At 66.8% G+C, this 22,939-nt stretch carries 20 protein-coding genes and 1 pseudogene; 11 read left to right on the top strand and 10 right to left on the bottom strand.

The annotated features are described in order from the left end of the window. Position 1 precedes the first annotated feature (1 nt). The 5 genes from ACS5PJ_RS16245 to ACS5PJ_RS16225 all read left to right on the top strand — a co-directional run bounded on the left by ACS5PJ_RS16245 (position 2) and on the right by ACS5PJ_RS16225 (position 6,479). A complete protein-coding gene (locus ACS5PJ_RS16245; protein ID WP_439435905.1) occupies positions 2-2,527 on the top strand; it encodes an MMPL family transporter in 2,526 nt (841 codons plus the stop codon). Positions 2,528-2,536: 9 nt separating this feature from the next. After that, on the top strand, positions 2,537-3,226 hold the full coding sequence (locus ACS5PJ_RS16240) for a Maf family protein (RefSeq protein WP_439435904.1): 690 nt from the start codon (positions 2,537-2,539) through the stop codon (positions 3,224-3,226). A gap of 130 nt (positions 3,227-3,356) precedes the next feature. Then, on the top strand, positions 3,357-5,171 hold the full coding sequence (locus ACS5PJ_RS16235; RefSeq protein ID WP_439435903.1) for an acetyl/propionyl/methylcrotonyl-CoA carboxylase subunit alpha: 1,815 nt from the start codon (positions 3,357-3,359) through the stop codon (positions 5,169-5,171). Between the two features lie 19 nt (positions 5,172-5,190). Further along, positions 5,191-5,631: a YybH family protein gene (locus tag ACS5PJ_RS16230; protein ID WP_439435902.1), complete on the top strand. Its 441-nt coding sequence runs from the start codon at positions 5,191-5,193 to the stop codon at positions 5,629-5,631. Positions 5,632-5,747: 116 nt separating this feature from the next. Further along, positions 5,748-6,479 carry a glutamine amidotransferase gene (locus tag ACS5PJ_RS16225; RefSeq protein WP_439435901.1) on the top strand — a complete coding sequence of 244 codons (732 nt, stop codon included), beginning with the start codon at positions 5,748-5,750 and terminating at the stop codon, positions 6,477-6,479. 153 nt (positions 6,480-6,632) lie between these two features. Here ACS5PJ_RS16225 and ACS5PJ_RS16220 read toward each other — a convergent pair whose 3' ends face one another. Further along, positions 6,633-8,045 carry an MFS transporter gene (locus ACS5PJ_RS16220; RefSeq protein WP_439435900.1) on the bottom strand — a complete coding sequence of 471 codons (1,413 nt, stop codon included), beginning with the start codon at positions 8,043-8,045 and terminating at the stop codon, positions 6,633-6,635. A 269-nt stretch (positions 8,046-8,314) separates the two neighbouring features. Between ACS5PJ_RS16220 and ACS5PJ_RS16215 the strand changes: the two genes are divergently transcribed. The 3 genes from ACS5PJ_RS16215 to ACS5PJ_RS16205 are packed head-to-tail and all read left to right on the top strand — an operon-like array spanning position 8,315 to position 13,597. Next, a complete protein-coding gene (locus tag ACS5PJ_RS16215; protein WP_439435899.1) occupies positions 8,315-9,790 on the top strand; it encodes an MFS transporter in 1,476 nt (491 codons plus the stop codon). A 1-nt stretch (position 9,791) separates the two neighbouring features. Beyond that, on the top strand, positions 9,792-12,041 hold the full coding sequence (locus tag ACS5PJ_RS16210; protein ID WP_439435898.1) for a molybdopterin oxidoreductase family protein: 2,250 nt from the start codon (positions 9,792-9,794) through the stop codon (positions 12,039-12,041). After that, the gene (locus ACS5PJ_RS16205) at positions 12,038-13,597 is read left to right on the top strand and encodes an FAD-dependent oxidoreductase (RefSeq protein ID WP_439435897.1); all 1,560 of its coding nucleotides are present in this window, start codon (positions 12,038-12,040) and stop codon (positions 13,595-13,597) included. Before ACS5PJ_RS16210 ends, ACS5PJ_RS16205 begins: the two co-directional genes overlap by 4 nt. 37 nt (positions 13,598-13,634) lie before the next feature. On the opposite strand, the gene ACS5PJ_RS16200 is transcribed toward ACS5PJ_RS16205, so the two are convergent. Beyond that, positions 13,635-14,708 carry a hypothetical protein gene (locus ACS5PJ_RS16200; RefSeq protein WP_439435896.1) on the bottom strand — a complete coding sequence of 358 codons (1,074 nt, stop codon included), beginning with the start codon at positions 14,706-14,708 and terminating at the stop codon, positions 13,635-13,637. 232 nt (positions 14,709-14,940) lie between these two features. Between ACS5PJ_RS16200 and ACS5PJ_RS16195 the strand changes: the two genes are divergently transcribed. Continuing rightward, positions 14,941-15,558, top strand: a complete 618-nt coding sequence (locus ACS5PJ_RS16195; RefSeq protein WP_439435895.1) for a hypothetical protein — start codon at positions 14,941-14,943, stop codon at positions 15,556-15,558. Between the two features lie 99 nt (positions 15,559-15,657). Then, the gene (locus ACS5PJ_RS16190) at positions 15,658-16,350 is read left to right on the top strand and encodes a hypothetical protein (protein WP_439435894.1); all 693 of its coding nucleotides are present in this window, start codon (positions 15,658-15,660) and stop codon (positions 16,348-16,350) included. On the opposite strand, the gene ACS5PJ_RS16185 is transcribed toward ACS5PJ_RS16190, so the two are convergent. The 7 genes from ACS5PJ_RS16185 to ACS5PJ_RS16155 all read right to left on the bottom strand — a co-directional run bounded on the left by ACS5PJ_RS16185 (position 16,335) and on the right by ACS5PJ_RS16155 (position 21,852). Then, positions 16,335-16,889, bottom strand: a complete 555-nt coding sequence (locus tag ACS5PJ_RS16185; RefSeq protein WP_439435893.1) for a flavodoxin domain-containing protein — start codon at positions 16,887-16,889, stop codon at positions 16,335-16,337. The two genes, ACS5PJ_RS16190 and ACS5PJ_RS16185, sit on opposite strands and share 16 nt — an antisense overlap. Positions 16,890-16,991: 102 nt before the next feature. Next, positions 16,992-17,177 carry a PspC domain-containing protein gene (locus ACS5PJ_RS16180; RefSeq protein WP_439435892.1) on the bottom strand — a complete coding sequence of 62 codons (186 nt, stop codon included), beginning with the start codon at positions 17,175-17,177 and terminating at the stop codon, positions 16,992-16,994. 81 nt (positions 17,178-17,258) lie between these two features. After that, positions 17,259-17,642: a hypothetical protein gene (locus ACS5PJ_RS16175; RefSeq protein WP_439435891.1), complete on the bottom strand. Its 384-nt coding sequence runs from the start codon at positions 17,640-17,642 to the stop codon at positions 17,259-17,261. Between the two features lie 38 nt (positions 17,643-17,680). Continuing rightward, positions 17,681-19,267 (bottom strand): radical SAM protein, encoded by a 1,587-nt coding sequence (locus ACS5PJ_RS16170; protein ID WP_439435890.1) that lies wholly within the window; start codon positions 19,265-19,267, stop codon positions 17,681-17,683. A gap of 15 nt (positions 19,268-19,282) precedes the next feature. Next, entirely contained in the window at positions 19,283-19,642 is a 360-nt protein-coding gene (locus tag ACS5PJ_RS16165) for a hypothetical protein (protein WP_439435889.1), read from the bottom strand. Beyond that, a complete protein-coding gene (locus ACS5PJ_RS16160; protein WP_439435888.1) occupies positions 19,639-20,397 on the bottom strand; it encodes a prolipoprotein diacylglyceryl transferase in 759 nt (252 codons plus the stop codon). Before ACS5PJ_RS16160 ends, ACS5PJ_RS16165 begins: the two co-directional genes overlap by 4 nt. A 39-nt stretch (positions 20,398-20,436) precedes the next feature. Further along, positions 20,437-21,852, bottom strand: a complete 1,416-nt coding sequence (locus ACS5PJ_RS16155; RefSeq protein WP_439435887.1) for an NAD(P)H-quinone dehydrogenase — start codon at positions 21,850-21,852, stop codon at positions 20,437-20,439. Positions 21,853-21,932: 80 nt separating this feature from the next. Here ACS5PJ_RS16155 and ACS5PJ_RS16150 point away from each other — a divergent pair, with 80 nt between their 5' ends. Further along, positions 21,933-22,751: a purine-nucleoside phosphorylase gene (locus tag ACS5PJ_RS16150; protein ID WP_439435886.1), complete on the top strand. Its 819-nt coding sequence runs from the start codon at positions 21,933-21,935 to the stop codon at positions 22,749-22,751. Between the two features lie 27 nt (positions 22,752-22,778). Here the strand turns inward: ACS5PJ_RS16150 and ACS5PJ_RS16145 are convergent. Continuing rightward, positions 22,779-22,939 (bottom strand): annotated as a pseudogene (locus tag ACS5PJ_RS16145) (IS110 family transposase); the annotation flags it as partial.

The raw sequence follows: 22,939 nt of genomic DNA, 5'->3' as shown, positions 1-22,939 counted from the left end.
CATGGCCCTGTTGCTCTACCGGCTCGGCAAGTTCTCCTACCGCCACCGCTGGCTTGTCATCTCCCTGTGGCTCGCGGTCCTGGTGGCTGTCGGCGGATCCGCCGCAGCCTTCCATGGCACGCTGTCCAACAACTTCCAGATTCCGGGCACCGAGACCCAGCGGATCGCGGACAAGCTGCGGCAGGAACTTCCGTCGGCCTCCGGCGGCTCTGCCACCATCGTCTTCGAAGCGCCCCCGGGCGGGTTCACGGATGCGGGCCGGGCAGCCGTCACAGGTGCGCTGAACAAGCTCGGAGACCTGCCCGAGGTCAAGGGCACTGTGGATCCGTTCGCCACCCAGGCCCAACTGGACAAGGCATCGACGGCCATCACCGAGGGCGAGCAGCAACTCTCTTCGGGCCAGGCCCGGCTGGACGCTGCGCGCGCGCAGCTCGACGCCGGCAAGGCCCAGCTTTCCGCCGCGGAGCAGCAGCTTGCGTCCGCCGGCGCCCCGGCCGCCCTGATCGAAGCCCAGCTGGGACAGCAGAAGGCCGCCATGGCGCAGGGCCAGGCCCAGCTCGAGGCGGGAACCCAGGAACTCGAGGCCGCCAAAGCCAAGCTGGAGCTGGGCATACGCCAGGCCGAGGCGTCAGAAGGCGTCCGCTTCGTCTCCGAGGACGGACAGGCCGCCGTGGCGCAGGTGCAGTTCAACACCTCCATCAATGGCCTCACCCCGGCCGTCCGCGACCAGGTGCAGGAGATAGCCCATGAGACCTCTGCTGCCGGCGTAACGGCACTGGCCAGCAAGGAAATCACCGAGGATATCTCAGAGCTCTTCGGTGCAGCGGAAATCATCGGCGTTGCCGTGGCCGCCCTGGTCCTGATCCTGATGCTCGGCACCCTGGTCGCCGCCGGGCTGCCTCTGCTCATGGCCATTATCGGCGTCGGGGTCGGAGTGGGCATCACCTTCGCCTTGTCCGGTGCGTTCGACATGAGCTCGATCTCCCCCATGCTCGCCCTGATGCTCGGCCTGGCGGTCGGCATCGACTATTCGCTGTTCATCGTCAACCGGCACCGGACCCAGCTGCTGGCCGGGATGGATCCGGAAGAGTCCGTGGCGCGCGCCACGGGAACCTCCGGCAACGCGGTGCTCTTCGCCGGCCTGACTGTCATTATTGCCCTGGCCGCCCTGGTGGTTCCGGGGCTGCCGTTCCTGAGCGTGATGGGGCTCGCAGCAGCGGGCACCGTGGCCGTGGCCGTCCTGGTGGCGCTTTCCCTGACCCCGGCCATGCTTTCCCTGATCGGGCGCCGGATCATCTCCAGGCGCGCCTGGGCGAAGGCCAAGGCCCACAACGCCGAGACCGGCCACGAAGTGGCCGATGAGGCCCGGGACGAGGAGAGAAGCACCCGCGGCTGGGGCGGCCTGGTGACACGCCACCCGGTCGTGGCGCTCGTGGCAGGTGTGCTCCTGCTCGGCACGCTGGCACTTCCGGCCGCGCAGCTTCAGCTGGCCCTGCCCGACGGCGGTTCGGAACCGGTCGACTCCGAGGCCTACCAGGCCTACGAGGTGACTGCCCGCAGCTTCGGCGAAGGCGTCACGGGCCCGATCGTTGTCGTGGGCGAGTTCCCCGCCGGGCTCAATGCTGCCCAGGCCCAGGAGAAGCAGTACGACGTCGCGGACCTGATCCGGGGTGTGGACCACGTGGTGGCCGCCGTCCCGGTTGCCCTGAGCGAAGACCGCCGCACCGCGGTCTTCCAGGTCATCCCCGAAGAGGGACCGGCCAAGGCAGGCACTGTCCAGGTGGTGCGCGAGCTCCGCGAACGGGGCGCGCAGATCCAGGCTGAGACCGGGGTGACCATCGGCCTGACCGGCCAGACCGCCGGCAACATCGATGTCTCCACGAAACTCGGTGACGCCCTCCCGCCGTACCTGGCGATCGTCGTCGGGCTTTCCCTTCTCCTGTTGCTGCTGGTGTTCCGGTCCATTGTGGTTCCCCTCCTGGCCACCGGCGGGTTCCTGTTGTCCTTGGCAGCGGCCTTCGGCCTCGTGGTGGCTGTCTACCAGTGGGGCTGGCTGGGCGGCGTGTTCGATGTGGCCAATCCCGGCGCGGTGCTGAGCTTCCTGCCGATCATCCTGATTGGGGTGCTGTTCGGCCTGGCCATGGACTACCAGGTGTTCATCGCCTCCGGAATGCGCGAGTCCTACATGCATGGCGCCCCGGCCAGGAAGGCCGTCCGGATCGGATTCAGCCACGCAGCGGCCGTGGTCACTGCCGCCGCGATCATCATGGTCAGCGTCTTCGCCGGCTTCATCTTCAGCCACCTGACCATGGTCCGGCCGCTGGGCTTCGCCATGGCGTTCGGCGTGCTGCTCGATGCCTTCGTGGTGCGCATGACCATCGTCCCGGCGCTCATGTACCTGCTCGGCGAGAGGACCTGGTGGCTGCCGAAGTGGCTGGACCGGATCCTGCCGGACGTGGACGTGGAAGGCGCCAAGCTTGAGCGCCTGGCGAGCGGCCGGAACACAGTCAGCGAGCGGGTCCATTAGGCTGAAACTGTGACCCGCCTGATCCTCGCCTCCCAGTCCCCCGCCCGCACCAAACTCCTCGCCGAGGCGGGCATCCGGCACACGGTGCTGGTGTCCGATGTGGACGAGGACGCGGTCCAGGCCCGCTACGGCGTCACGGACCCGTACGATACCGCGCTGCTGCTTGCCCGGGCCAAAGCGGAGGCGGTTGCCGCATTGCCGGAGGCCGAGGGAGCGCTGGTCATCGGCTGTGACTCCGTCTTCGAGTTCGACGGCGAGTCGCACGGCAAGCCGTACACTGCCGCCGTCGCCCGTGAACGGATGCTCCGGATGAGCGGGCGCAGCGGCGTCCTCCACACCGGCCACTGGCTGGTGGACTGCCGCGCCACGGCCGCCGGGAGCTACGCGTCCGGCGGTGAGGCTGAGGATGAAACGTCCGACGACGCCGGGTCGGCTCCGGGGTCCGGTGCCACCCTCGGGGCGGTCGCCTCGGCGGAGGTCCACTTCATGGAGATGGAACCGGAGGAAATCGAGGCGTATATCGCCACCGGCGAGCCGCTGAATTGTGCCGGTTCATTCACCATCGACGGCCTCGGCGGCGCCTTCATCCGGAAGGTCGACGGCGACCCGCACGCCGTCGTCGGACTGTCCATTTCCACGCTCCGGAACCTCCTCGGACAGGCGAACGTGCGCATCACCGAGCTGTGGATGGCGCACTAAAGGGAAGCAATTAGGCAGGGCTTTGTAGGTTCCCTACAAAGCCCTGCCCGTTTACCCGCGGAATCAGCAAGTAATATCGGCGGAACCCACAAAATCGCGCTAGGCTCCCTGAAGGAAAGAAGGAGACGCCTTGTCAGCAAATTTGGAGCAGTCCGCAAAGCCCGTGCAGTCGAACCTCACCAAGGTGCTGATAGCCAACCGTGGTGAAATCGCAGTCCGGATCATCCGGGCGGCCCGCGACGAAGGCATTGCCTCCGTGGCTGTCTACGCGGATCCTGACCGCGATGCGCTGCATGCCCGGCTCGCCGACGAGGCCTACTCCCTGGGCGGAAACACCGCAGCCGAGTCCTATCTGGTAATGGACAAGATCATCGACGCCGCCCGGAAATCCGGCGCCGACGCCATCCACCCCGGGTACGGGTTCCTGGCCGAAAACGCCGAGTTCGCATCGAAAGTGATCGATGCCGGCATCACCTGGATCGGCCCCTCACCTGCCGCGATCTCCGCCCTTGGCGACAAGGTCCAGGCCCGTCACATCGCCGAAAAAGTGGGCGCACCCCAGGTCCCGGGCACGGCTGACCCAGTCGAATCCGCCGAGGAAATCCTCGACTTCGTGGACAAGTTCGGCCTGCCGGTAGCCATCAAAGCCGCTTTTGGCGGCGGCGGCCGTGGCATCAAGGTGGCCCGCACCCGTGAGGAAATCCCCGAACTGTTCGAATCCGCCGTGCGCGAAGCCACTGCCGCTTTCGGCCGCGGCGAATGCTTCATCGAGCGGTTCCTCGACGCGCCACGCCACGTCGAAACCCAGTGCCTCGCCGATGCCCACGGCAACGTGGTGGTGGTCTCCACCCGTGACTGCTCCCTGCAGCGCCGCAACCAGAAGCTGGTGGAGGAAGCCCCGGCACCGTTCCTCACTGAAGAGCAGAACCGGCGCCTCTACGAATCCTCCAAGGCGATCCTGAAGGAAGCCGGCTACCTCGGCGCGGGGACGTGCGAATTCCTGGTGGGCCAGGACGGCACCATTTCGTTCCTCGAGGTCAACACCCGCCTCCAGGTGGAGCACTGCGTCTCCGAAGAGGTCACCGGCATTGACCTGGTCCGCGAGCAGTTCCGGCTGGCCCGCGGCGAAGCGCTCGGCTACGGGGACCCCGAGGTCCGCGGCCACTCCATCGAGTTCCGCATCACCGGTGAGGACCCGGGCCGGAACTTCATGCCTGCGCCCGGCACCATCACCACCCTGAAGAACCCCACGGGTCCCGGCATCCGGATTGACTCCGGCGTGGAGCAGGGCGATGTCATCAGCGGCAACTTCGACTCGATGCTCTCCAAACTGATCGTCACCGGAGCCACCCGCGCCCAGGCGCTGCAGCGTTCCCGCCGGGCCCTGGAGGAAATGGTGGTGGAAGGCATTCCCACCGTCATTCCCTTCGACCTGGCCGTTGTCAGCAACCCCGCCTTCGCGCCCGCGGAAGGGCCGTTCAGCATCCACACCCGGTGGATCGAAACTGAATTCGTCAATAACCTGCCTGCCTGGACGCCGGACGGAACCACGGAGGCCGCTGACGACGCCGGCGGACGGCAGCGCGTGGTGGTTGAAGTCGGCGGCAAACGGCTGGAGGTTGTCCTGCCGGCGTCGCTGGGCTCGATCGGGACCGGCCCGGGCGCCGGCGGGAAGCCTGGCAAGTCCAAGAAGCGTCTCCGTTCCGGCGGGCAGGCTGCGGCCGCAACCGGCAACGCCCTCACCTCTCCGATGCAGGGCACCATCGTCAAGGTGGCCGTTTCCAACGGCGATGCCGTGGCCGAGGGTGACCTCGTGGTGGTGCTCGAAGCGATGAAGATGGAACAGCCCCTTACCGCGCACCGCTCCGGGATCATCGTTGGCCTGGTTGCCGGCGCCGGTGAGACGGTTTCGGCCGGCGCCATCATCGCCACGATCGAAGACTAGACCCTGCCGGAGGCACACCATGCTCGCACCAAGTTTTGAAGAAGAAGTAGACCGTTACCACCTTGCCGTCCCGGAGATCACGCGCGGAAACCCGGGGCCGGTGAAGGACCTGTATTCCAGGCTCGACGACGTCACGCTTGCCAACCCGTTCGGCGGCATCGCGCGCGGCTGGGCGCAGGTGGAGGCCCGGCTGGACCAGGCTGCGCGCTATTTCCACGACGGCGAGATGCTCGGCTTCGACACCGTCACCTCATACAAAGCCCTGAACACCGCGTACCTGGTGGAGACTGAGCATTTCAAGGCCCGGGTTGAGGGCGCCCCGGCCCCTGAGGAATTCGCGCTCCGGGTCACGAGCATCTTCCGGCGTGAAGAGGGCTTCTGGAAGCTGGTCCACCGGCATGCGGACCCCGCCGCTCAGCCGCAGTCCCGGCATTCACTGTCACACACCGCCGGCAACTGAGCGCGGGCGCCGCGGCTCAGCTGTCCGCGCCGTGGCTCAGCTGTCCGCGCTGCGCCGCCGCACGCTAATCTGCGCTGCGCTGGCATTGGGAAACCGGCCCGGGGCACACTTAGCGTGTGAAGCCTTTCCTGCTCCTGGCCTCCCGGGCCGAAGATGCCGCCGCCGAGGACGAGTACGCCGCCTACCTGAGGTACGGGCAGCTGGCTCCGGAACAGCTGCGCCGCATCCGGCTTGAGGCAGCTCCCCTTCCGGAGCTTGACCTGGACGAATACTCGGGCGTCATCGTGGGCGGCAGCCCCTTCACCTCCAGCGACCCGCCGGACCGGAAGAGCGACACCCAGCACAGGGTGGAGCGGGAACTGGCCGGGCTGCTCGACCGGATAGTGGACCTCGACTTCCCCTTCCTCGGCGCCTGCTACGGCGTGGGGACCCTGGGCAGGCACCAGGGCGCCGTGATCGACCGGACGTTTGGCGAACAGCTGGGCGGGGTGGAGATCGAGCTGACGGAGGACGGCCTCTCGGATCCGCTCCTGCACGGGATGCCGCGGCGTTTCACGGCCTTTACCGGGCACAAGGAGGCTTGCACCACGCTGCCCTCCCACGCGGTGCTGCTGGCTTCCTCCCGGGCCTGCCCCGTCCACATGTTCCGCATCAAGCAAAACCTGTACGCCACACAGTTCCACCCGGAACTGGACGCGGAAGGGCTGGTCACCAGGATCGACATCTACCGTCATGCCGGCTACTTCCCCCCGGAGTCCGCCGAGGAGCTCATGGCTGACGCGCGGCGGTACACCGCCACGGAGCCGATGAAGATCCTCCGCAACTTCGTGGCCCGCTACGCCGGCTGACGCCTGCCCGGCAGACTGGAGTCCCGACGTCGTGCGTTCCCGCCCGGTTGGTGGGGGCCGGACACAGCAAAGCCCGGCCCGTTCCCCGGGAAATCAGGGAACGGGCCGGGCTTTGAGGTCAGCAACCGGGGTGGAGCATACGACGACGGCGCGTCAGGCTACGTTGTTCTCGTAATCCAGGTCGCGGGTTTCCTTGCTCACAAAGAGTGCGATGAGCGTCAGCACCGACATGGCGGTGAGGTAGACACCTACCAGCACGGGGCTGCCGTCAGCCAGTTCCCACAGCGCCACGGCGATGAACGGGGCCACTGCAGCGCCCAGGATGCTGGACACGTTGTAGCTCACGGCGGAGCCCGTGTACCGCACGTTGGTGGGGAAGAGTTCCGGCAGCAGCGCACCCATGGGACCGAACGTGAGTCCCATCAGCGAGAAGCCGATGATGAGCAGGGCCATGGTGCCCACAAAGCCGCCGCTGAACAGCGGCACGAACAGCAGGCCGAAGACGAAGATGCCTCCGGTGACGGCCAGCAGCATCTTGCGGCGGCCAAACTTCTCGGCGAGCGGTCCGGAGACCAGGGTGAAGATGCCGAAGAACACGACGCCGGCAATCAGCATCCAGAGGAAGTCGTTGCGGGTGAAGCCGAGCCCCGGGACGAACGCCGCCGCGGCGGCTTCGGTCATCGGCTTGCCGGCCTTCTCGGCCGCGGCCCGGGCAGCGTCCAGGCTGGAAGCCCGGGTGCCGTAGGTCAGCGTGAACGTGGTCATCAGGTAGAAGAGCACGTAGGTGGCGAGCATGATGAACGTGCCCAGGATCAGCGGGCGCCAGCTGGTCTTGAAGACCCGGGCCAGCGGCAGTTTGGCCACTTCGTTGGATTCGAGCACCTTGGTGAAGGCGGGGGTTTCGATCAGCTTCAGGCGCACGTACAGGCCGATGATCACCATGACGGCGCTAAGCAGGAACGGCACGCGCCAGCCCCAGGCAAGGAAGTCGGCAGGTGTCAGGGCATAGCTGGCAACCAGGAAGATCACGTTGGCGATGATGAAGCCAATGGGGGCGCCCAGCTGCGGGAACGTGCCATAGATTGCGCGCTTGTTGGCGGGGGCGTTCTCCGTGGCGAGCAGGGCGGCACCGCTCCATTCGCCGCCGAGGGCCAGGCCCTGGGCGAACCGCATCACCACGAGCATTGCCGGGGCCCAGAACTGCCAGCCCGGCACCAGTGCGGTGGGCAGGCAGCCGATCAGGAAGGTGGCAATACCCATGGTCAGCAGCGAGGCCACCAGCGTGCCCTTGCGGCCGAACTTGTCACCGAAGTGGCCAAAGACGATTGATCCGAGCGGGCGGGCGACGAATGCCACACCGAACACGGCGAACGAGCTGAGCAGCTGGGTGGTCTCGTTCTGGTTGGGAAAGAACAGCGAGGGGAAGACCAGCACAGCAGCGGTGGCGTAGACGTAGAAGTCGTAGAACTCCACGGTGGTGCCGATCAGGCTGGCGACAATCACGCGGCCGCGCGAGTTCACCGCCTTGGGGGATCCTGGCTCCGCGGTGGTTTTGATGGATGACATAGAAACACTTCCTGAGGACCGGCCGGGCAACGTGAGACCCCGGCGTGCAGTAGTTAGAGTTCAATATTAGTTCCCGGCGTCCAGTCAATGGACAAATAGTCCACCATCTGGACCTGGGTGATTTGTCTCACTTGATGGTCTCACATCGCCTCACGCCGCTTTTTTGCTGCCGATAGGCAAATGTCACAGCCCGTTAACAAACCGCGACTGTCCGCGAAACGCACCTTCTCTACCTTGGAAGAACAACATCCCCCAAGAGGAGGTACACCGTGACTGTTGACCGCAGCGCAGATGCCGGCACCGGCAATTCCGTAGATATAGACACCGACCCGTTGCACGAAGGCGTGTCCCCATCCGCCAGCGCACAGCCCGGCTCCACCCGTACAACCGACGCCCCCGCCCTGGAATTCCGCCCGGGCCGCTGGATCGCCAACTGGAACGCCGAGAACAAAGAGCAGTGGGAATCCGGCGGCCGCACCATTGCCCGCCGCAACCTGAACTGGTCCATCTTCGCCGAATTCCTCGGCTTCGTGGTCTGGCAGCTCTGGTCCATCGTGGTGGTCCAGCTCCCCGCGGCCGGCTTCACCTTCACCACGTCGGAAATCTTCTGGCTGATCTCGATGCCCAGCCTGGTAGGCGCCACGCTCCGCATCCCGTACACCTTTATGGTTCCCCGCTTCGGCGGCCGGAACTGGACCATCGTGTCCGCACTCCTCCTCCTGATTCCCGCCATCGGCCTGGGACTCTGCGTCTCCAACCCCGAAACCCCGTTCGGCGTCATGCTCCTGGTGGCAGCCCTTGCAGGCTTCGGCGGCGGCAACTTCGCCAGCTCGATGGCCAACATCACCTTCTTCTACCCGGCCCGCGAAAAGGGCTGGGCCCTGGGCCTGAACGCCGCCGGCGGCAACATGGGTGCCGCCGTCGCACAGCTCGCCGTCCCGATTGCGATCACCCTGCTCGCCGTGGGCAGCGTCAACCTGCCGTTGGCCGGCTGGATGTGGGTCCCGTTCATCCTGATCGCCGCGTTCGGCGCCTGGAAGTACATGGACAACCTCACCAGCGCCAAGGGTGACGTGGCCGGCTCGGTCGCAGCCCTCAAGGAACCGCACCTGTGGATCATGGCACTGCTCTACATCGGCACCTTCGGCTCCTTCATCGGCTTCGCCGGCGTGTTCCCCAAGCTCATCAAGGACTACTTCCCCGCCTTCTCCTCCATCGGGGTCGGCACGGTGGCCCTGTCCCTCGCCTTCCTTGGTCCACTGGTCGGCTCACTGGCCCGCCCCTACGGCGGACGCATGGCTGACCGCATGGGCGGCGCCCGCATGACCGTGGCCGCCTTTGCCTCCATGGCCGTCATCACCCTCACCATGATCTGGACCCTGCCGCTGAAGAACTTCTGGCTGTTCCTGGTCCTCTTCCTGATGCTTTTCACCGCCAGCGGCTTCGGCAACGGCGCAACCTACCGGATGATCCCCATCATCTTCGCTACGTCCAGCAGGGCAGCGAAGGCCGGTGCCAGCACCGTGGCAACCCAGCGGCTGGCCTCCTCGGCCCTGGGCCTCATCTCAGCCATCGGCGCCTACGGCGGATTCGTCATCCCGCAGGTACTGAACGCCTCCAACACGGCCAGCGGGTCCTACACACCGGCCTTCTACGGTTTCGTCGGGGCCTACGTCCTCATGCTGGCGGTCTGCTGGTTCTGCTACATCCGCAACGCCAACCGAAACGCGATGGGACACGTCTAACATGACCAAAAGCGCCGACACGCACTGCCCTTACTGCGCCCTGCAGTGCGCCATGACGCTCAAGTCTCCCAAGGGACTGGCCCCGGCTTCCGAGCCGGGGTCAGTCCCCGTGCCGGCTGAAACAGCTGAAACAGCTGCCCTGGCCGGTGGCTTTGCCTCCCCGGCGGCTCCCCTCCTGGAGGTCAGCGGCCGGGACTTCCCCACCAACCGCGGCGGACTCTGCCGGAAAGGCTGGACCTCAGCCACGCTGCTGAACCACCCCGGGCGTGTCACCGAACCGCTCCTGAAGGGAGCCGACGGCGTGCACCGCCCCATCGGCTGGGACCAGGCCCTGGCCGTGGTCACCACGGCCGTCAGGGACACGCAGTCCCGCTACGGGAAGGACGCCGTCGGCGTTTTCGGCGGCGGCGGCCTCACCAACGAAAAGGCCTACATGCTGGGCAAGTTCGCCCGCCTGGCCCTGGGCACGTCCCGGATCGACTACAACGGCCGTTTCTGCATGTCCTCCGCCGCGGCCGCCGGGATGCGGGCATTCGGCCTGGACCGCGGCCTCCCGTTCCCGCTGGCGGACCTGGACAACGCGGGCACCATCTTGATGCTCGGCTCCAACGTCGCCGAAACCATGCCCCCATTTGTCCAGCACCTCAAGGGCGCCCGCGACGCCGGCGGCCTGATCGTGGTTGATCCCCGCCGTTCCGCAACAGCCGCCTTTACGTCCGACGGCGGCGGCCTCCACCTCCAGCCCCTGCCGGGCACCGACCTCACGCTCCTGCTGGGCATCTCCCACGTGGTAATCCACGAGGGCCTCACCGATCAGGCCTTCATTGCAGAGCGGACAGCCGGCTACGACGCCGTGGCCCGCAGTGTGAACTCCTTCTGGCCCGAACGCGTCCAGTCGCTCACCGGTGTTCCGGCCGAACTGATCCGGGAAACCGCGCGCAGGCTGGCCGACGGCGCACGCAAGGGCGGCAGCTACATCCTGACCGGCCGCGGCGTGGAGCAGCACGTGGACGGTACCGACACAGCCACAGCCGCCATCAACCTGAGCCTGCTGCTGGGCCTGCCCGGTTCACTCCGCAGCGGCTACGGCACCCTCACCGGCCAGGGCAACGGCCAGGGCGGGCGCGAACACGGCCAGAAGGCCGATCAGCTGCCCGGCTACCGCAAAATCACCGACCCCGCCGCCCGCGCCCACATGGCCGGTGTCTGGGGCGTCCCGGAGGAAACCATCCCCGGTCCCGGCCTCCCCGCCGTCCAGCTGCTCAGGTCTCTCGGACAGCCCGACGGCGTCCGGTGCCTTTTTGTGCACGCCTCCAATATCGCGGTGGCCTCCCCCGATGCCAACGCTGTCATCGCGGGCCTGCGCAGCCTGGACTTCCTGGTGGTCTGCGACTTCTTTATGTCCGAGACTGCAGCCGAAGCCGATCTCATCCTGCCGGTCCTCCAGTGGGCCGAAGAGGAAGGCACGCTGACCAACCTGGAAGGACGGGTCCTGCGCCGCCGCCGTGCGCTGCAGCCGCCCGCCGGTGCACGCAGCGAGCTGTGGATCATGGCGCGGCTGGCGGAAGCCCTCGAGGCGCCGTCCACCTACAGCGAGGATCCGGAAACGGTCTTCGAGGAGCTGCGTCTCGCTTCCGCCGGCGGACATGCTGATTACTCCGGCATCGATTACGCCATGCTGGACCGCGGAGAGGCAGCCTACTGGCCCTACCCCGCCGGCAGTACCGGGACGCCGCGGCTCTTCCTGGACGCGTTCGCGCACCCTGGCGGCAAAGCCGTCATGACCCCGGTGACGCCGCGCCGCCGTCGTACGCCTGCCGCAAATCCTGACCCCGCCGCCAAAACCATGACCCTCATCACCGGGCGCCTGCTGGAGCACTACCAGTCCGGCGCGCAGACCCGGCGGGTGTCCGAACTGCTCGCGTCCCAGCCCGAGGCGAAAATGCAGATCCATCCGGCGGCCGCGGCCGGCATGGGCATCACCGAGGGTTCGTTTGTCTCGGTGGCCAATGAACGCGGGGAGGTGGTGTGCCGCGCAGAGCTGAGCACCGCCATCCGCCCGGAAACAGTCTTCCTGCCCTTCCATTTTGCGGAGCTTGAAAGCGCCAACCGCCTGACGGAAGCCGCTACGGACCCGATCTCCGGGATGCCCGAATTCAAGTTCAACAAGGTGTGGGTCCGGGCGGCCGCATCGCCCAGGCTCCAGCCCCAGCTCCAGAACAACGTTCCCCACCTGACGGAGGCCTCATGAGCGAGCAAGTTGTCATTGTCGGTTTCGGCCCGGTGGCCGCCCGCCTGATCGACGAGCTGTTGCCCGCGGTCCGCGATGGCCACGTACAGCTGACCGTGGTTGGCGAGGAGACCGAGGCTGCCTACAACCGCGTCCTCGTGGCCGATCTCGGCGTGGGACGCACCTCCGCGGAAGCATTGGCCCTTTCCGATGCGGCGGCACTGGCAGCCGAAGGCGTCGATGTCCGGCTTGGGGTGCGGGTGCGCCGCGTGGACCGGGCCCGGCAGCAGGTCCTCCTCACGGACGGCAGCTCCGCCCACTATGAGCGGCTGGTCTTTGCCACCGGGTCCCGGCCCGTCATTCCCAACCTCACAGGCATCAACCCGGACCCCGCCTCCCCCGTGCTCCCGGCCGGCGTCACGGCTCTGCGGGACCTCGCCGACGCCGCCGTACTCCGGCAGGCAGTGGACGGCGGCAAGCGCGTGGTGGTGCTCGGCGGCGGTGTCCTCGGCCTGGAAACAGCCTTGGCGGCGGCCGAGGAAGGCGCCACTGTCACGGTGGTGCACAACGGCCCCCACCCGCTGGGGCGCAACATCGACCGCGGCGGCGGAGCAGTCCTTGCCGCCGGGCTGCGCCGGTGCGGCGTCCGGATGGCCGGGAACGCCCGGTCCACCGGTGTGGAACACAACGCCCCCGACGGCGGATTCTCGGCCCTGCTGCTCGATGACGGTTCGGCGATCGACGGTGACCTCCTGGTCCTCTCCTGCGGCGTCCGCCCGCGGACCGAACTCGCCGAAGGCTGCGGCCTCTCGACCGGGACCGGGATACTCGTGGACCACCGGCTCCGTGCCCACCACGAGCCGCACATCTTCGCCATCGGCGACTGCGCGGAAGTCCGCTGCCCGGACCCCGCCTGCGCCGAGTGCCGCTCCGCCAAGGGACCGTCCGGCCTGGTAGGCCCCGGCTGGCGGCAGGCGGAATGGCTGGCCGAGTACCTCACCCTGCTTGCTGCCGGCACCCAGGAGAACGCGGATGCCCTGGCCGTGCTGCCGCAGGAACAGGCCGGAGTCATTGTCCTCAAGGCCCGGGGCCTGAACATGGCCGTGGCCGGCGACAACGCTGCCGAACCCTGGGATGAGGAAGCCCTGACCGCCGGAGCTGTGGACGGCCGCCCCCGCCTCCAGATCGCACAGTGGGCTGATCCCGAACACGGCCGCTACGTCAAGATGACCACCCGGGGCGGGGTGCTCGAAGGCCTGGTGGCGGTAGGCATGCCCCGAACCGCCGCCGAGCTGGTGGGACTGTTCGAACGCAGCGCCGAGCTGCCGGCGGACCGGTCCCTGCTGCTGCGCCTGGATGGCCCGGACCAGCCCGTTTCGGCCGGGGCCGTGGACCCGGAACGGACAGTGTGCCGGTGCGCGGGGGTCAGCGGAACGAAGATTGCCGCTGCGGTGACCGACGGTTGCGGGACGGTGGCCGAAGTCTCGGGCGCCACCCGCGCCGGGACCGGGTGCGGCGGCTGCCATGATGACATCAGAGGGCTCATCGAAAAACACTTCCAGGGGGCGGTCGCCTGAGCCGTCCTGACGCCGGCAGGCCCCCATCCGTTGAGCGTCAGAACTCGACGCCGCGCAGCAGTGCGATGAGCTGATCCTTCGTCTGCGCGGCTGTGGGCCCGGCCGGGGAGATCAGGACCTGAGCCACGAAGGTTGCGATGTTCTGGCCCCTGACAGCAGAAATGGACAGGATGGTGATTGGCACGTCGCCGGCCGGACGGAGGGATTTCGGTCCGGCGGGTTCAGTTGTCATGGAGAAGGACGCACTGTCCCCGATGCCATCCACTGCCTCACCCCGCACCCCAGGGCCCGGCAGCGCTGACGCTGCGCCCTTCAAGAGTTCAATCGAGAAGATCATGGAATCCGGACCCGGTGTGCCCAGCTCACCGAACGTGTAACGGCAACTGACCTCGCGCGGGAGGACCTGGGGTGGAGCCTTCGCCCCGAACGCCTGGCGCACCTTCTCGGGAGTAAACAGGGCGCAGACCGGATTGTTCGTTGTTGTCGGTGCACCCACGGTCGGGGCAGCGGGGATATTCAATGCCGTGCCAGTGCCCCAGCCGGCGTCCACCGCCGCCTGGGCAAGCGCGCGGGCCATCGCGTCGCCGTCCGGGATCCCGGCGCCCGCCGAGGGTGGTGAAGCCAGGTAGATCAACTCGAGGGTCTCGTTGCCCCGGACCGCAGTCAGCACGGTGTTGGCGGACGCGCCGCTTGTCTCACCCCGGAAGTAGCCGGTCCATTGCAGGCAGGCAAAGTCGCCGATGCCCGTGACAGGTGAGCAGTCCGACGTCGACTTCGCCTTGGCGATGTCGGCGTCCGAAGCAGGGGATGTGAGGGCCACCGACAGGTCCGTCATGCCTTGATCGGACTTGCTCATGTAGCCGCACGAGTACGCCTTGCTGCCCATCGGCCTGTCAGGCGTGTTCTGGCCTACAGGTATGACCCCGGGTACGGTCTTGGCCGCGATCTCCGGGGTAATGAGGTCACAGGCCGGGCTGGTGGTGCCGATGGAGGCACCGGACGGCGCCGGTCCGCCTTGGCCCGCGGGCGCAGCGCACGAGGTGAGGAGCAGGACGAGCATGGCCATGAGCGTGACAGCCGGCCGAACCGGAGGGGACTGGCGACTGGGCATGGGACTCCTTTTTCCTGTCCGCGTGTTTCCTGTCCGCGCGAACGAAGCCCACCCGGTCTGTGGCATCAGTCTGGCGCCGCCCCGGGGTTGGGGCACAGAGGCAAAAGTACCGGGTTGCCCAGTAGCCGCTGGCCTTCCTGCCTGCCGGGCCTTCCTGCCTGCCGGGTCTTCCTGCCCTTGTGCCCGGCCGCCAGGATGAGATGCTGAAACCTGTCATCCATGGGAGGCACTCATGATCGTCGGCATCGTCCTGGCCCTGGGCGCGATCGTTGTGGTCGCGGTCGCGATGGCTGTTGTTTTGGTACGGCAGAAGGATCCACTACGTCGTGCCGAGGCACTGACACGGATCGGCGTCGCCATCATGGTGGTGTTCACCGGGTTCGGCGGAATCTTCATCGGGGGCTACGCGATGGAGGATCCAGGGGGAAATGCCGGGCTCACAGTCACCCTCGCCTGGGTGGTGCCCATGCTCGCCCTCGCGGCCGCTGCCTGGTTTTGGCCGGCCTTTGCCGCTCCCCTGCTCATCTCACTGACGTCTGCTTTGGTGGCCGCATGCGTATGGTTCGCCGTTGATCCGGAGTACGTGCGGAGTTTCACCAGGGGGCTCGGACCAGTCGTAGCTGTCAGTGTCATCGCCCTGGCGTTCCCCGCAGCCGTACTCGGACTGAAGCGGACCGCCCTGGCAGGCTGGTTGCTCATCGCCCTGGGCGTGCTCCCCCTCCTGATCACGATCGTCGGACGATCCGGGCCGGTCCTCTCACTCGCAGCAGCGAGCGTGGTCCCCCTCATCGCCGGGATCATCTATCTCGCGTCTGTCCGGATTGCGCGGCCACACCCGGCAACCGTGTAGTTCCGGGCAGCTTCGGCCTGAGCGGACGGCCGGAGCAGGCGGCCAGGGCCGGCGTAACGCGAATCGGGCCCGGAGCGTCGGACAGGTGGCATCGGGGCCATGAGCGCCGACGACGACGACATCACCGATGAACTGCTGGCTGACGCCGGGAAGCTGACCGGGCTGAGCCTGGAGCTGCTGGGCCTTGATCCCCACCCGGATGATATGACTCCGGAGCAGCGGCTTCAGTTCGATCCGGAAGACCTGGCTGAAATGGCGGCCGTTCCGCCAGAAGCCCGGCAAAAAGCTGTGAGCCGGACGCTCCTGCTGGCGGGACTGCTGTGGAACTCGTCCGGCGTTCTTCTCGACCAGCTCTTCCGCGACCTCGGCACCCTCAGCGGCCTGGACGCCGTCACCCCGTCCGACATAGCCGGGTCCTCGGTGCTGTCCTCGCTGCCGCCGCGGTTTGCATCCAGCTATGACGCGCAGTTCACCCAAAAGTTCATTGTGGTCACCTCGGACGTGGCAGCATCCCTGGGACGCGGCTGGACCGCCCCCGGCTGCATCGCAGCAGAGCTGGCGGTCCGGTGCCTGCTCGATCAGGCGGAAATTACCGAGGACATCTATGAAGTGGACCTGCCCGAAGACTGGCGGGCACTGGTGGAGGAAGTCCTGTTGGAGGATGCGGAAAGCCTGGCGCTGTACTCAGATGATTCTGACGGACCGGATGACGACGTCGTCAGCCTTGGCTTCGAGCGCTGGTTCACACCGTTCGGGCCAGGGGATGTGGTTCCGGCCTACGCCCGCTCCTGACCTGATGCGGCAGGCACTCCCGCCAGGAAATCCTCCGTGAAGCGCTTCACGCCGTCCCACTCGGTGTAGACATAATCGCGGGACGTGTCCAGGTCCGTGGACCCCTTGTCCCGCACGATTTTCTTCATCATCTGGCGTTTGAGGAAGTTGTACTGGGTGTAAAGCAGGGCCCCGGCGAAGATTCCGACATGCGCGGGGTGCCAGCCGGTCTGTTCCTGGAACTCCTCAACGTAGCCCTCAGCATTCTGTTCGTCGCCGTGGGCGGCGAGGCTGACCGAGATCAGTGCGGACGGGAGCCGCTCCAGCTCGGCGCGGTTCTGCCGGACAAAGTCAGCCACAAAGCCCTCGTGTTTGCCCATGTGGATCGAGGCCGCGACAATCACCCCGTCCTGGCCGCTGGGGATGCTGCCGGCGGCGGAGTGCTTGAGGTCCACCGTTTCCGCCTCGTGTCCGTGGGCGCGGACCAGGTCGGCGATGTACTCCACGATCCGGGCTGTCTGCCCTTCAACGCTGCCATAGGGGATGTAGATGTTGGCCATGTTCCACTGTGTGCGCGCAGGGGGCAGCTGAAGTAGGGCCGAACGTCCCCGTCCTGGTGCTGCCGGAGCAGCGCTGGTCACAGCGGGGGTGCCCGCCGGACGCTAGGCCGGGGCTTTGGGAATCATGATCCATAGGGCGATGTAGACCAGCTCACCGATCCCCACCACTCCGAAGATCACAAATCCCAGCCTGACCAGGAACTTCGGAATCCCGAAGCGGGCGGAGAGCGCGGCGCACACGCCGCCGATGATTTTTCCGTTGCGCGGCCGCTCCAGTGCTGTACTCATGCCGCCACGCTACCGGAAAGCTGCTGATGACCGGCAGGTCGAAAGGCCCGGCGGCCGGTTCGACGGACACCGCCGGTTGGATCACCCCACCCAGCGCGCTGCCACGGTGTAGATCCCCCACATCCCCGCCGCGAGCAGGATTCCCAGATAGGCCAGCACCAGCCTCGTGTCGCGGAGGTAGCATTTCGACTTCGTGAGGCCCCTCCGGCGCGCCTTCCAGTAACCAACGAACCCGATGGCAGCAAACACGGCGAGTGCCACCGGACCGGCTATCCAGCCCAGCAGGGCGACTGTTGCGAAGATACAAAGGCGCAGCGGGTCGAAGGGCGGTGCGGACTGCGGATCCGTTGCCGGGTCCGGCCCGTGCCCGTGAACGTGCCCGTGCCGGGCCGCGTGCCTGGAGCGCACCAGCTGCGACGGCAATGGCCCTGCGGCGATACGGCGGGCATCAGAAGCGGAACTCATCAGTCCTCCTCGTTGTGGCTGGCTCATACCTGGCTGGCTCATACCTGGCGGACGGGGAGAAGCCGGGTGCCCGTGGCCGTGCTCATCCGTTGCCTGGCCAGGGCAGGCCATGCCTGGACGGCGCAGAACGGAGCGCACTGGTGCCCGCCGTCGTCGCTCTTTGTCCCCACGTGGACGCAGCACTGCGTGAGCCGTTCCTCGATCATGGTTGAAATGTCCATGAATGGCTTGACCATGATCCGGGTGACCCGTTCAGCAAGGAGCCTGCGCAGCCGTTGTTGCTGGCCCGGGAGCTTGCCGGCCGCCAGTGTGGTGAGTGTGCCGATCCCAAGGTCGCACTGGGTGCAGATGTTCTTCCAGAGATCCATGGTGCGCGGGTGGGACAGCGAGGACTGCTCGCTCAGCAGGTCCAGCAGGGAGGACTTCATGAGGTTGCGCAGTTCGAGCGGGATCGCGCTGTCTGCGATGCGGTTGGCGATGCTGTCAGGATTGAGATCCAGCCAGGCCAGCAGCTGATCATGCCCGATGAGGGCGGTCAGCGAACGCCAGACCCCCGAGTCGTCCTTCAGCATGTAGCCCACGGAAGCGCAGTGCGGATGCGAGCACGGGAGTGCTGTCAGGTCGTGCCACGAGACCACCCCGCCGGTCTGCTCCGCGAGCCGTTCGAGGACGCCGGTGTGCGTGAGCCTGGCCAAGGGGTCGATGCCGTGTCCCCGGCCGGAACCGAACACCGGTTGAAGCGCGACACCACCCACGAACGGGGTTTCCAAGGCCCTCATCACGACGGCGCCCACCTCACCGTCGTTGACGCCCAGTGTCGCCGTCATCGTCAGGGTGGTGAAAACACCCGCCTCCGACAGGCGCGAGATCGCCGCATCCTTGAAGCGGGTGAGGTCTCCGCCGCGGTGATGGATGGATGCCTCCTTCGACGCGCCGTCGTATTGGAGGTACACCTCCACCCGGTCCCGGTGCTTGGCCAGCAGTGCCAGCAGCCCGTCGTCGGTCGCCAGGAGCATGCCGTTGGTGTTCACCATGATCCGGACGATCGGGCGGGCAACGAGCTCATCCAGTAGTTCGGCGAGGTGCGGGTAAAGTGTCGGCTCACCGCCGGAAAGCATCAGCACGTCCAGCCGGCCGTTTTCGCGCGCAAGCCGGGTGTCGATGTTTGCGAGAACCTCGGTCAGGGGGGCCACCCCCTGCAGCTGGGGGCCGGAGGCCGTGAAGCACGTGGGGCAGCGCAGGTTGCAGTGCTCGATGATGTCCTGCAGGAGGATGCACGTGTGCTGCGTCTGCATGGCGGGCAGCCCGTATGCGTAAGCCTCCGGCACCTGGCGGAAGTTGTCCGCCTGGTCCGGGATGTGCTGCTTGGTGGGCGCCTGCCACCTCTCCAGGTAACGCAGGATTTCGGGCGACTCGTCGTACAGTGTGCTGACGAGGCCGTGGTCGGGGCAGCCGCGCTCGAGCCATACCCGGTCATCACGGATCAGCAGCGCACCGGAGAGCCGCCGAACCTGCGCGAGCGGGGGGTTCCCTTCGTGGCAGCGGGGACAGAAGGCTGTGACGTAGCGGTGGATCCGGTCCCCGCGGAGCGGCTGGCCGGGGCCGGGTTGCTCTGTACGTGTCATGGGAGCGGGCCCTTCTCAGAATCCGGGCTGGGCGAGGGACCCTACACAAAGTCCCCCGCCGAGCAGAGCGAAAATACCCAGGCCAATCAGCAGGCCTGCACCCAGTCGGGAAGTGGGGGGCCTGACGGCAAGCACGGTGGCCAGCACCACATAGACGACGATCGGAAGGAATGTGGCTAACCCGCCCAGAATGCCGCGGGACCATCCATACGGCCCCCCGGCGAGCATTGTTCCCCCCACGTAGAAAATGTAGAGGGCCAGCGCGCCGAAGAGGATTCCGGCGGCCATGGAGCCGCCCCTGGGTTCAGTCGGCGGCTCACCCTGCCGGGGCTGTTTGAAGGGCTCCCAGGGGGTGTCGGGCTTGTCCTCGCTCATGCCGCTGTTCCTTCCAACTGCGGGCGGAGAGGTTTCCCGAATACCCGCTGCATCCGCCAGAGCAGCAAGGGGAGAATCACCAGAAGGAACCACTGGGGGCGGCTCATCCCCAGCAGGATCACCTCATTGCCCCGGACGAACTCGACTCCGAACCGGAACAGGGCGTAGGAGCTCACGTAACAGATGAAGAGATCGCCGGGATGGGGCAGCCGGTCACGAAAGCGCCACATCACGGCGAATGCCGCAAGGTGGAACACGATCTCATAGGCAAAGGACGGATGGAGGCCCACTCCGGGCTGTGCGCCGAGCAATGCGGCTTGCGCCGGGGTGAGTTCGATCCCCCACGCTCCGCCGGTCGGGGTGCCCGGCAATTCCGTCAGGAGGCAACCGATCCGCCCGATGACCAGCGCCAGGGCGACGGCGGGTGCCAGCAGATCGCCCGTCGGCTGACGGTAACCAGTGAGCCGCTTACCCAGATGGACGCCGAACCATGCGCCGACCAGCCCCGCGAGGATGCTGCGGTCCCCGTTCCCCCACCAGTCCGCGAGCGAGACCTGCCGGGAAACGTCCCAGGTGAGCAACCGTGAACCAATGGCACCGAAGGCGACTGCGAACCCGGCAATGGGCCAAAGCCGGGGATCGGTGAGGCCACGGCGGCGTTTCTCGTAGGCATAAAACAACAGGGCTGCGAAGATTCCCAGCCCTACAAGGCCGCCATGCACCAGCCCATCTCCCGCGAAGGGAAGCCCGATCATGAGCAGAGTGTAGCAGTGGGCCGATGCGGCCCTTCGGTGCTACATGTGGACGTGCAGGCGCCGGGCAGCTTCTGAGATGGAGCCGCTGAGCGACGGGTACACGGTGAAGGTGCTGGCGACGTCGTCAACATGGAGTTTCTGCTTCACGGCGATCGAAATGGCGAAGATCAGTTCTGACGCGTTCGGCCCCACAACCACCCCGCCGATCACGGTGCCTGAGCCTTTGCGTGCAAAGATCTTGACGAAGCCGTCCTTGTGGTTGCGCATCTTGGCGCGGGCGTTGCTCTTGAGCGACAGCTTGATCACGTCGCCCTGGTACTTGCCGGAGTGGATTTCATCCTCGGATACACCCACCGAGGCGATCTCCGGGGAGGTGAAGATGTTGGAGGCCACCTGGTGCAGCTTGATGGGCATGACGCTGTCGCCCAGGAAATGCGCAATGGCGATCCTGCCCTGCATTGCGGACACGGACGCGAGCGCCAGCACACCGGTGCAGTCGCCGGCGGCGTAGATGTTCGGCGCGGTGGTGCGCGAAACCCCGTCGACCTTGATGTGGCCGGCCTCGGTCAGCGCCACCCCTGCCTCTTCCAGGCCGATGCCGGCGGTGTTGGGGATGGAGCCCACGCAGACCAGGCAGTGGCTGCCGGTGACCTTGGACCCGTCGCCGAGCGTGACCACCACGCCGTCGTCCGTCCTTTCGACCGTTTCCGCGCGGGCGCGGGACAGAACCCGGACGCCGCGGCGTTCGAAGACTTCTTCCAGCACCTCGGCGGCGTCGGTGTCCGAGCCGGGCAGCACCCTGTCACGGCTGGAGATCAGCGTGACCTTGGAGCCCAGGCCGTTGTAGGCGGAGGCGAATTCTGCGCCGGTGACACCGGAGCCCACCACAATGAGTTCCTCAGGGAGTTCGTCCAGATCGTAGATCTGGGCCCAGTTCAGGATGCGTTCGCCGTCCGGGCGGGCAGTGGGGAGTTCGCGCGGATGGGCGCCTACGGCCAGCAGGATCGTGTCTGCTTCGACCGTTTCCGTACCGTCCGCGGTAATCACTTCGATGGTGTGCGTGTCCACCAGCCGGCCGGAACCGATCACGATGCGGACGTTGTGCTGCTCCAGCCCGGTGGAGATGTCCCGTGACTGCTGGCGGGCCAGGCCCAGCAGCCTGTCGTTGATGTGCTTCAGGTCTGCGCGCATCACCGGCACGAAATCGCCGCCGTCGACGTCGAACTTCACTCCCAGCTCCCCCGCCTCGCCGACGCGGGTCATCAGATCCGCCGTCGCAATCAGGGTTTTGGAAGGTACGACGTCGGTGAGCACCGCGGAGCCGCCGAGGCCGGCGCGTTCGATGATGGTGACCTGCGCTCCCAGGGAGGCTGCCACCATGGCGGCTTCGTATCCGCCGGGGCCACCTCCCAGGATTGCGATCCGGGGTGAGCTGAAATCAGGATGCGTAGTCACAATCAACCATTCTCTCCCATCCGCACCGGGACCACCACCTGAGGCTGGGCACAGCGGCGGCGGCAAGATAGCTTGTACCAGTGAGTAATACAGACCTCCCCGACACTGACCCTTTCCTCGCCGCGCGCTCTGCGGCTGACTACATCGCCGAGGCGACCGGCGTGGCGGCCCACGACGTCGCCCTGGTCCTGGGCTCGGGCTGGGCCGAAGCAGCGGACCTTATCGGTGACACCACCGCCACCCTGGCCGCCGATGAAGTCCCGGGCTTCCATGCACCGGCTGTGGAAGGACACGTCGGCACCATCCGCTCGGTCCTGACCAAGGAGGGCAAACGCGCCCTGGTTCTGGGCGCACGGACGCATTACTACGAAGGCAAAGGGGTCCGCGCCGTGGTGCACGGCATCAGGACCGCGGCGGCCGCCGGGTGCAGGACCCTTGTCCTCACCAACGGCTGCGGTGGCCTGAACGAGAGCTGGGCACCGGGGACGCCGGTCCTCATCAAAGATCACATCAACCTCACCGCCACGTCCCCGCTGGAAGGCGCAACCTTTGTTGACCTGACAGATCTCTACAGCTCACGCATCCGTGCCCTGGCCCGGGAAGTCGACGCTTCACTGGACGAGGGCGTCTACGCCCAGTTCAGCGGACCGCATTACGAAACCCCGGCTGAAGTCCAGTACGCCAAGCGGATCGGCGCTGACCTGGTGGGCATGTCCACCGCCCTGGAGGCTATCGCGGGCCGGCACGCAGGCATGGAGGTGTTCGGCATTTCGCTGGTGACCAATCTGGCGGCCGGCATCAGCCCCATGCCGCTCAGCCATCAGGAAGTCATCGAGTCCGGCCATGCCGCCGGACCGCGGATCTCGAAACTGCTGGCCGGAATCATCGCCAAACTCTAGGACAACGCGGGGATCCTTCTATGGTTGTCAAGCGTGGCAGGGGCCTGGGTTTGCGTCGTTGAGTGTTCGGTAGATCCGTCGGGCGAGGTAGCGTTTCACGCACCGGCGGATCTCCTTTTTTGTGCGTCCTTCGGCTTGGCGTTTCTGGACGTAGGCGATGGTGGCCGCGTCGAAGGTCATCCGGCTCA

The organism is Pseudarthrobacter cremeus (assembly GCF_051857465.1).
Taxonomy (GTDB): domain Bacteria; phylum Actinomycetota; class Actinomycetes; order Actinomycetales; family Micrococcaceae; genus Arthrobacter.
Note: the sequence above shows the minus strand (reverse complement) of the source record. Positions and strands in the feature narration are given on the sequence as shown.

Excerpts from the sequence above, each read along its gene's own strand:
- ACS5PJ_RS16195 (WP_439435895.1), top strand. The coding sequence starts at position 14,941 with ATGATCGTCGGCATCGTCCTGGCCCTGGGCGCGATCGTTGTGGTCGCG.
- ACS5PJ_RS16190 (WP_439435894.1), top strand. The coding sequence starts at position 15,658 with ATGAGCGCCGACGACGACGACATCACCGATGAACTGCTGGCTGACGCC.
- ACS5PJ_RS16165 (WP_439435889.1), bottom strand. The coding sequence starts at position 19,642 with ATGAGCGAGGACAAGCCCGACACCCCCTGGGAGCCCTTCAAACAGCCC.
- ACS5PJ_RS16160 (WP_439435888.1), bottom strand. The coding sequence starts at position 20,397 with ATGATCGGGCTTCCCTTCGCGGGAGATGGGCTGGTGCATGGCGGCCTT.
- ACS5PJ_RS16175 (WP_439435891.1), bottom strand. The coding sequence starts at position 17,642 with ATGAGTTCCGCTTCTGATGCCCGCCGTATCGCCGCAGGGCCATTGCCG.
- ACS5PJ_RS16220 (WP_439435900.1), bottom strand. The coding sequence starts at position 8,045 with ATGTCATCCATCAAAACCACCGCGGAGCCAGGATCCCCCAAGGCGGTG.
- ACS5PJ_RS16200 (WP_439435896.1), bottom strand. The coding sequence starts at position 14,708 with ATGCCCAGTCGCCAGTCCCCTCCGGTTCGGCCGGCTGTCACGCTCATG.
- ACS5PJ_RS16180 (WP_439435892.1), bottom strand. The coding sequence starts at position 17,177 with ATGAGTACAGCACTGGAGCGGCCGCGCAACGGAAAAATCATCGGCGGC.
- ACS5PJ_RS16230 (WP_439435902.1), top strand. The coding sequence starts at position 5,191 with ATGCTCGCACCAAGTTTTGAAGAAGAAGTAGACCGTTACCACCTTGCC.
- ACS5PJ_RS16245 (WP_439435905.1), top strand. The coding sequence starts at position 2 with ATGGCCCTGTTGCTCTACCGGCTCGGCAAGTTCTCCTACCGCCACCGC.
- ACS5PJ_RS16170 (WP_439435890.1), bottom strand. The coding sequence starts at position 19,267 with ATGACACGTACAGAGCAACCCGGCCCCGGCCAGCCGCTCCGCGGGGAC.
- ACS5PJ_RS16210 (WP_439435898.1), top strand. The coding sequence starts at position 9,792 with ATGACCAAAAGCGCCGACACGCACTGCCCTTACTGCGCCCTGCAGTGC.
- ACS5PJ_RS16205 (WP_439435897.1), top strand. The coding sequence starts at position 12,038 with ATGAGCGAGCAAGTTGTCATTGTCGGTTTCGGCCCGGTGGCCGCCCGC.
- ACS5PJ_RS16185 (WP_439435893.1), bottom strand. The coding sequence starts at position 16,889 with ATGGCCAACATCTACATCCCCTATGGCAGCGTTGAAGGGCAGACAGCC.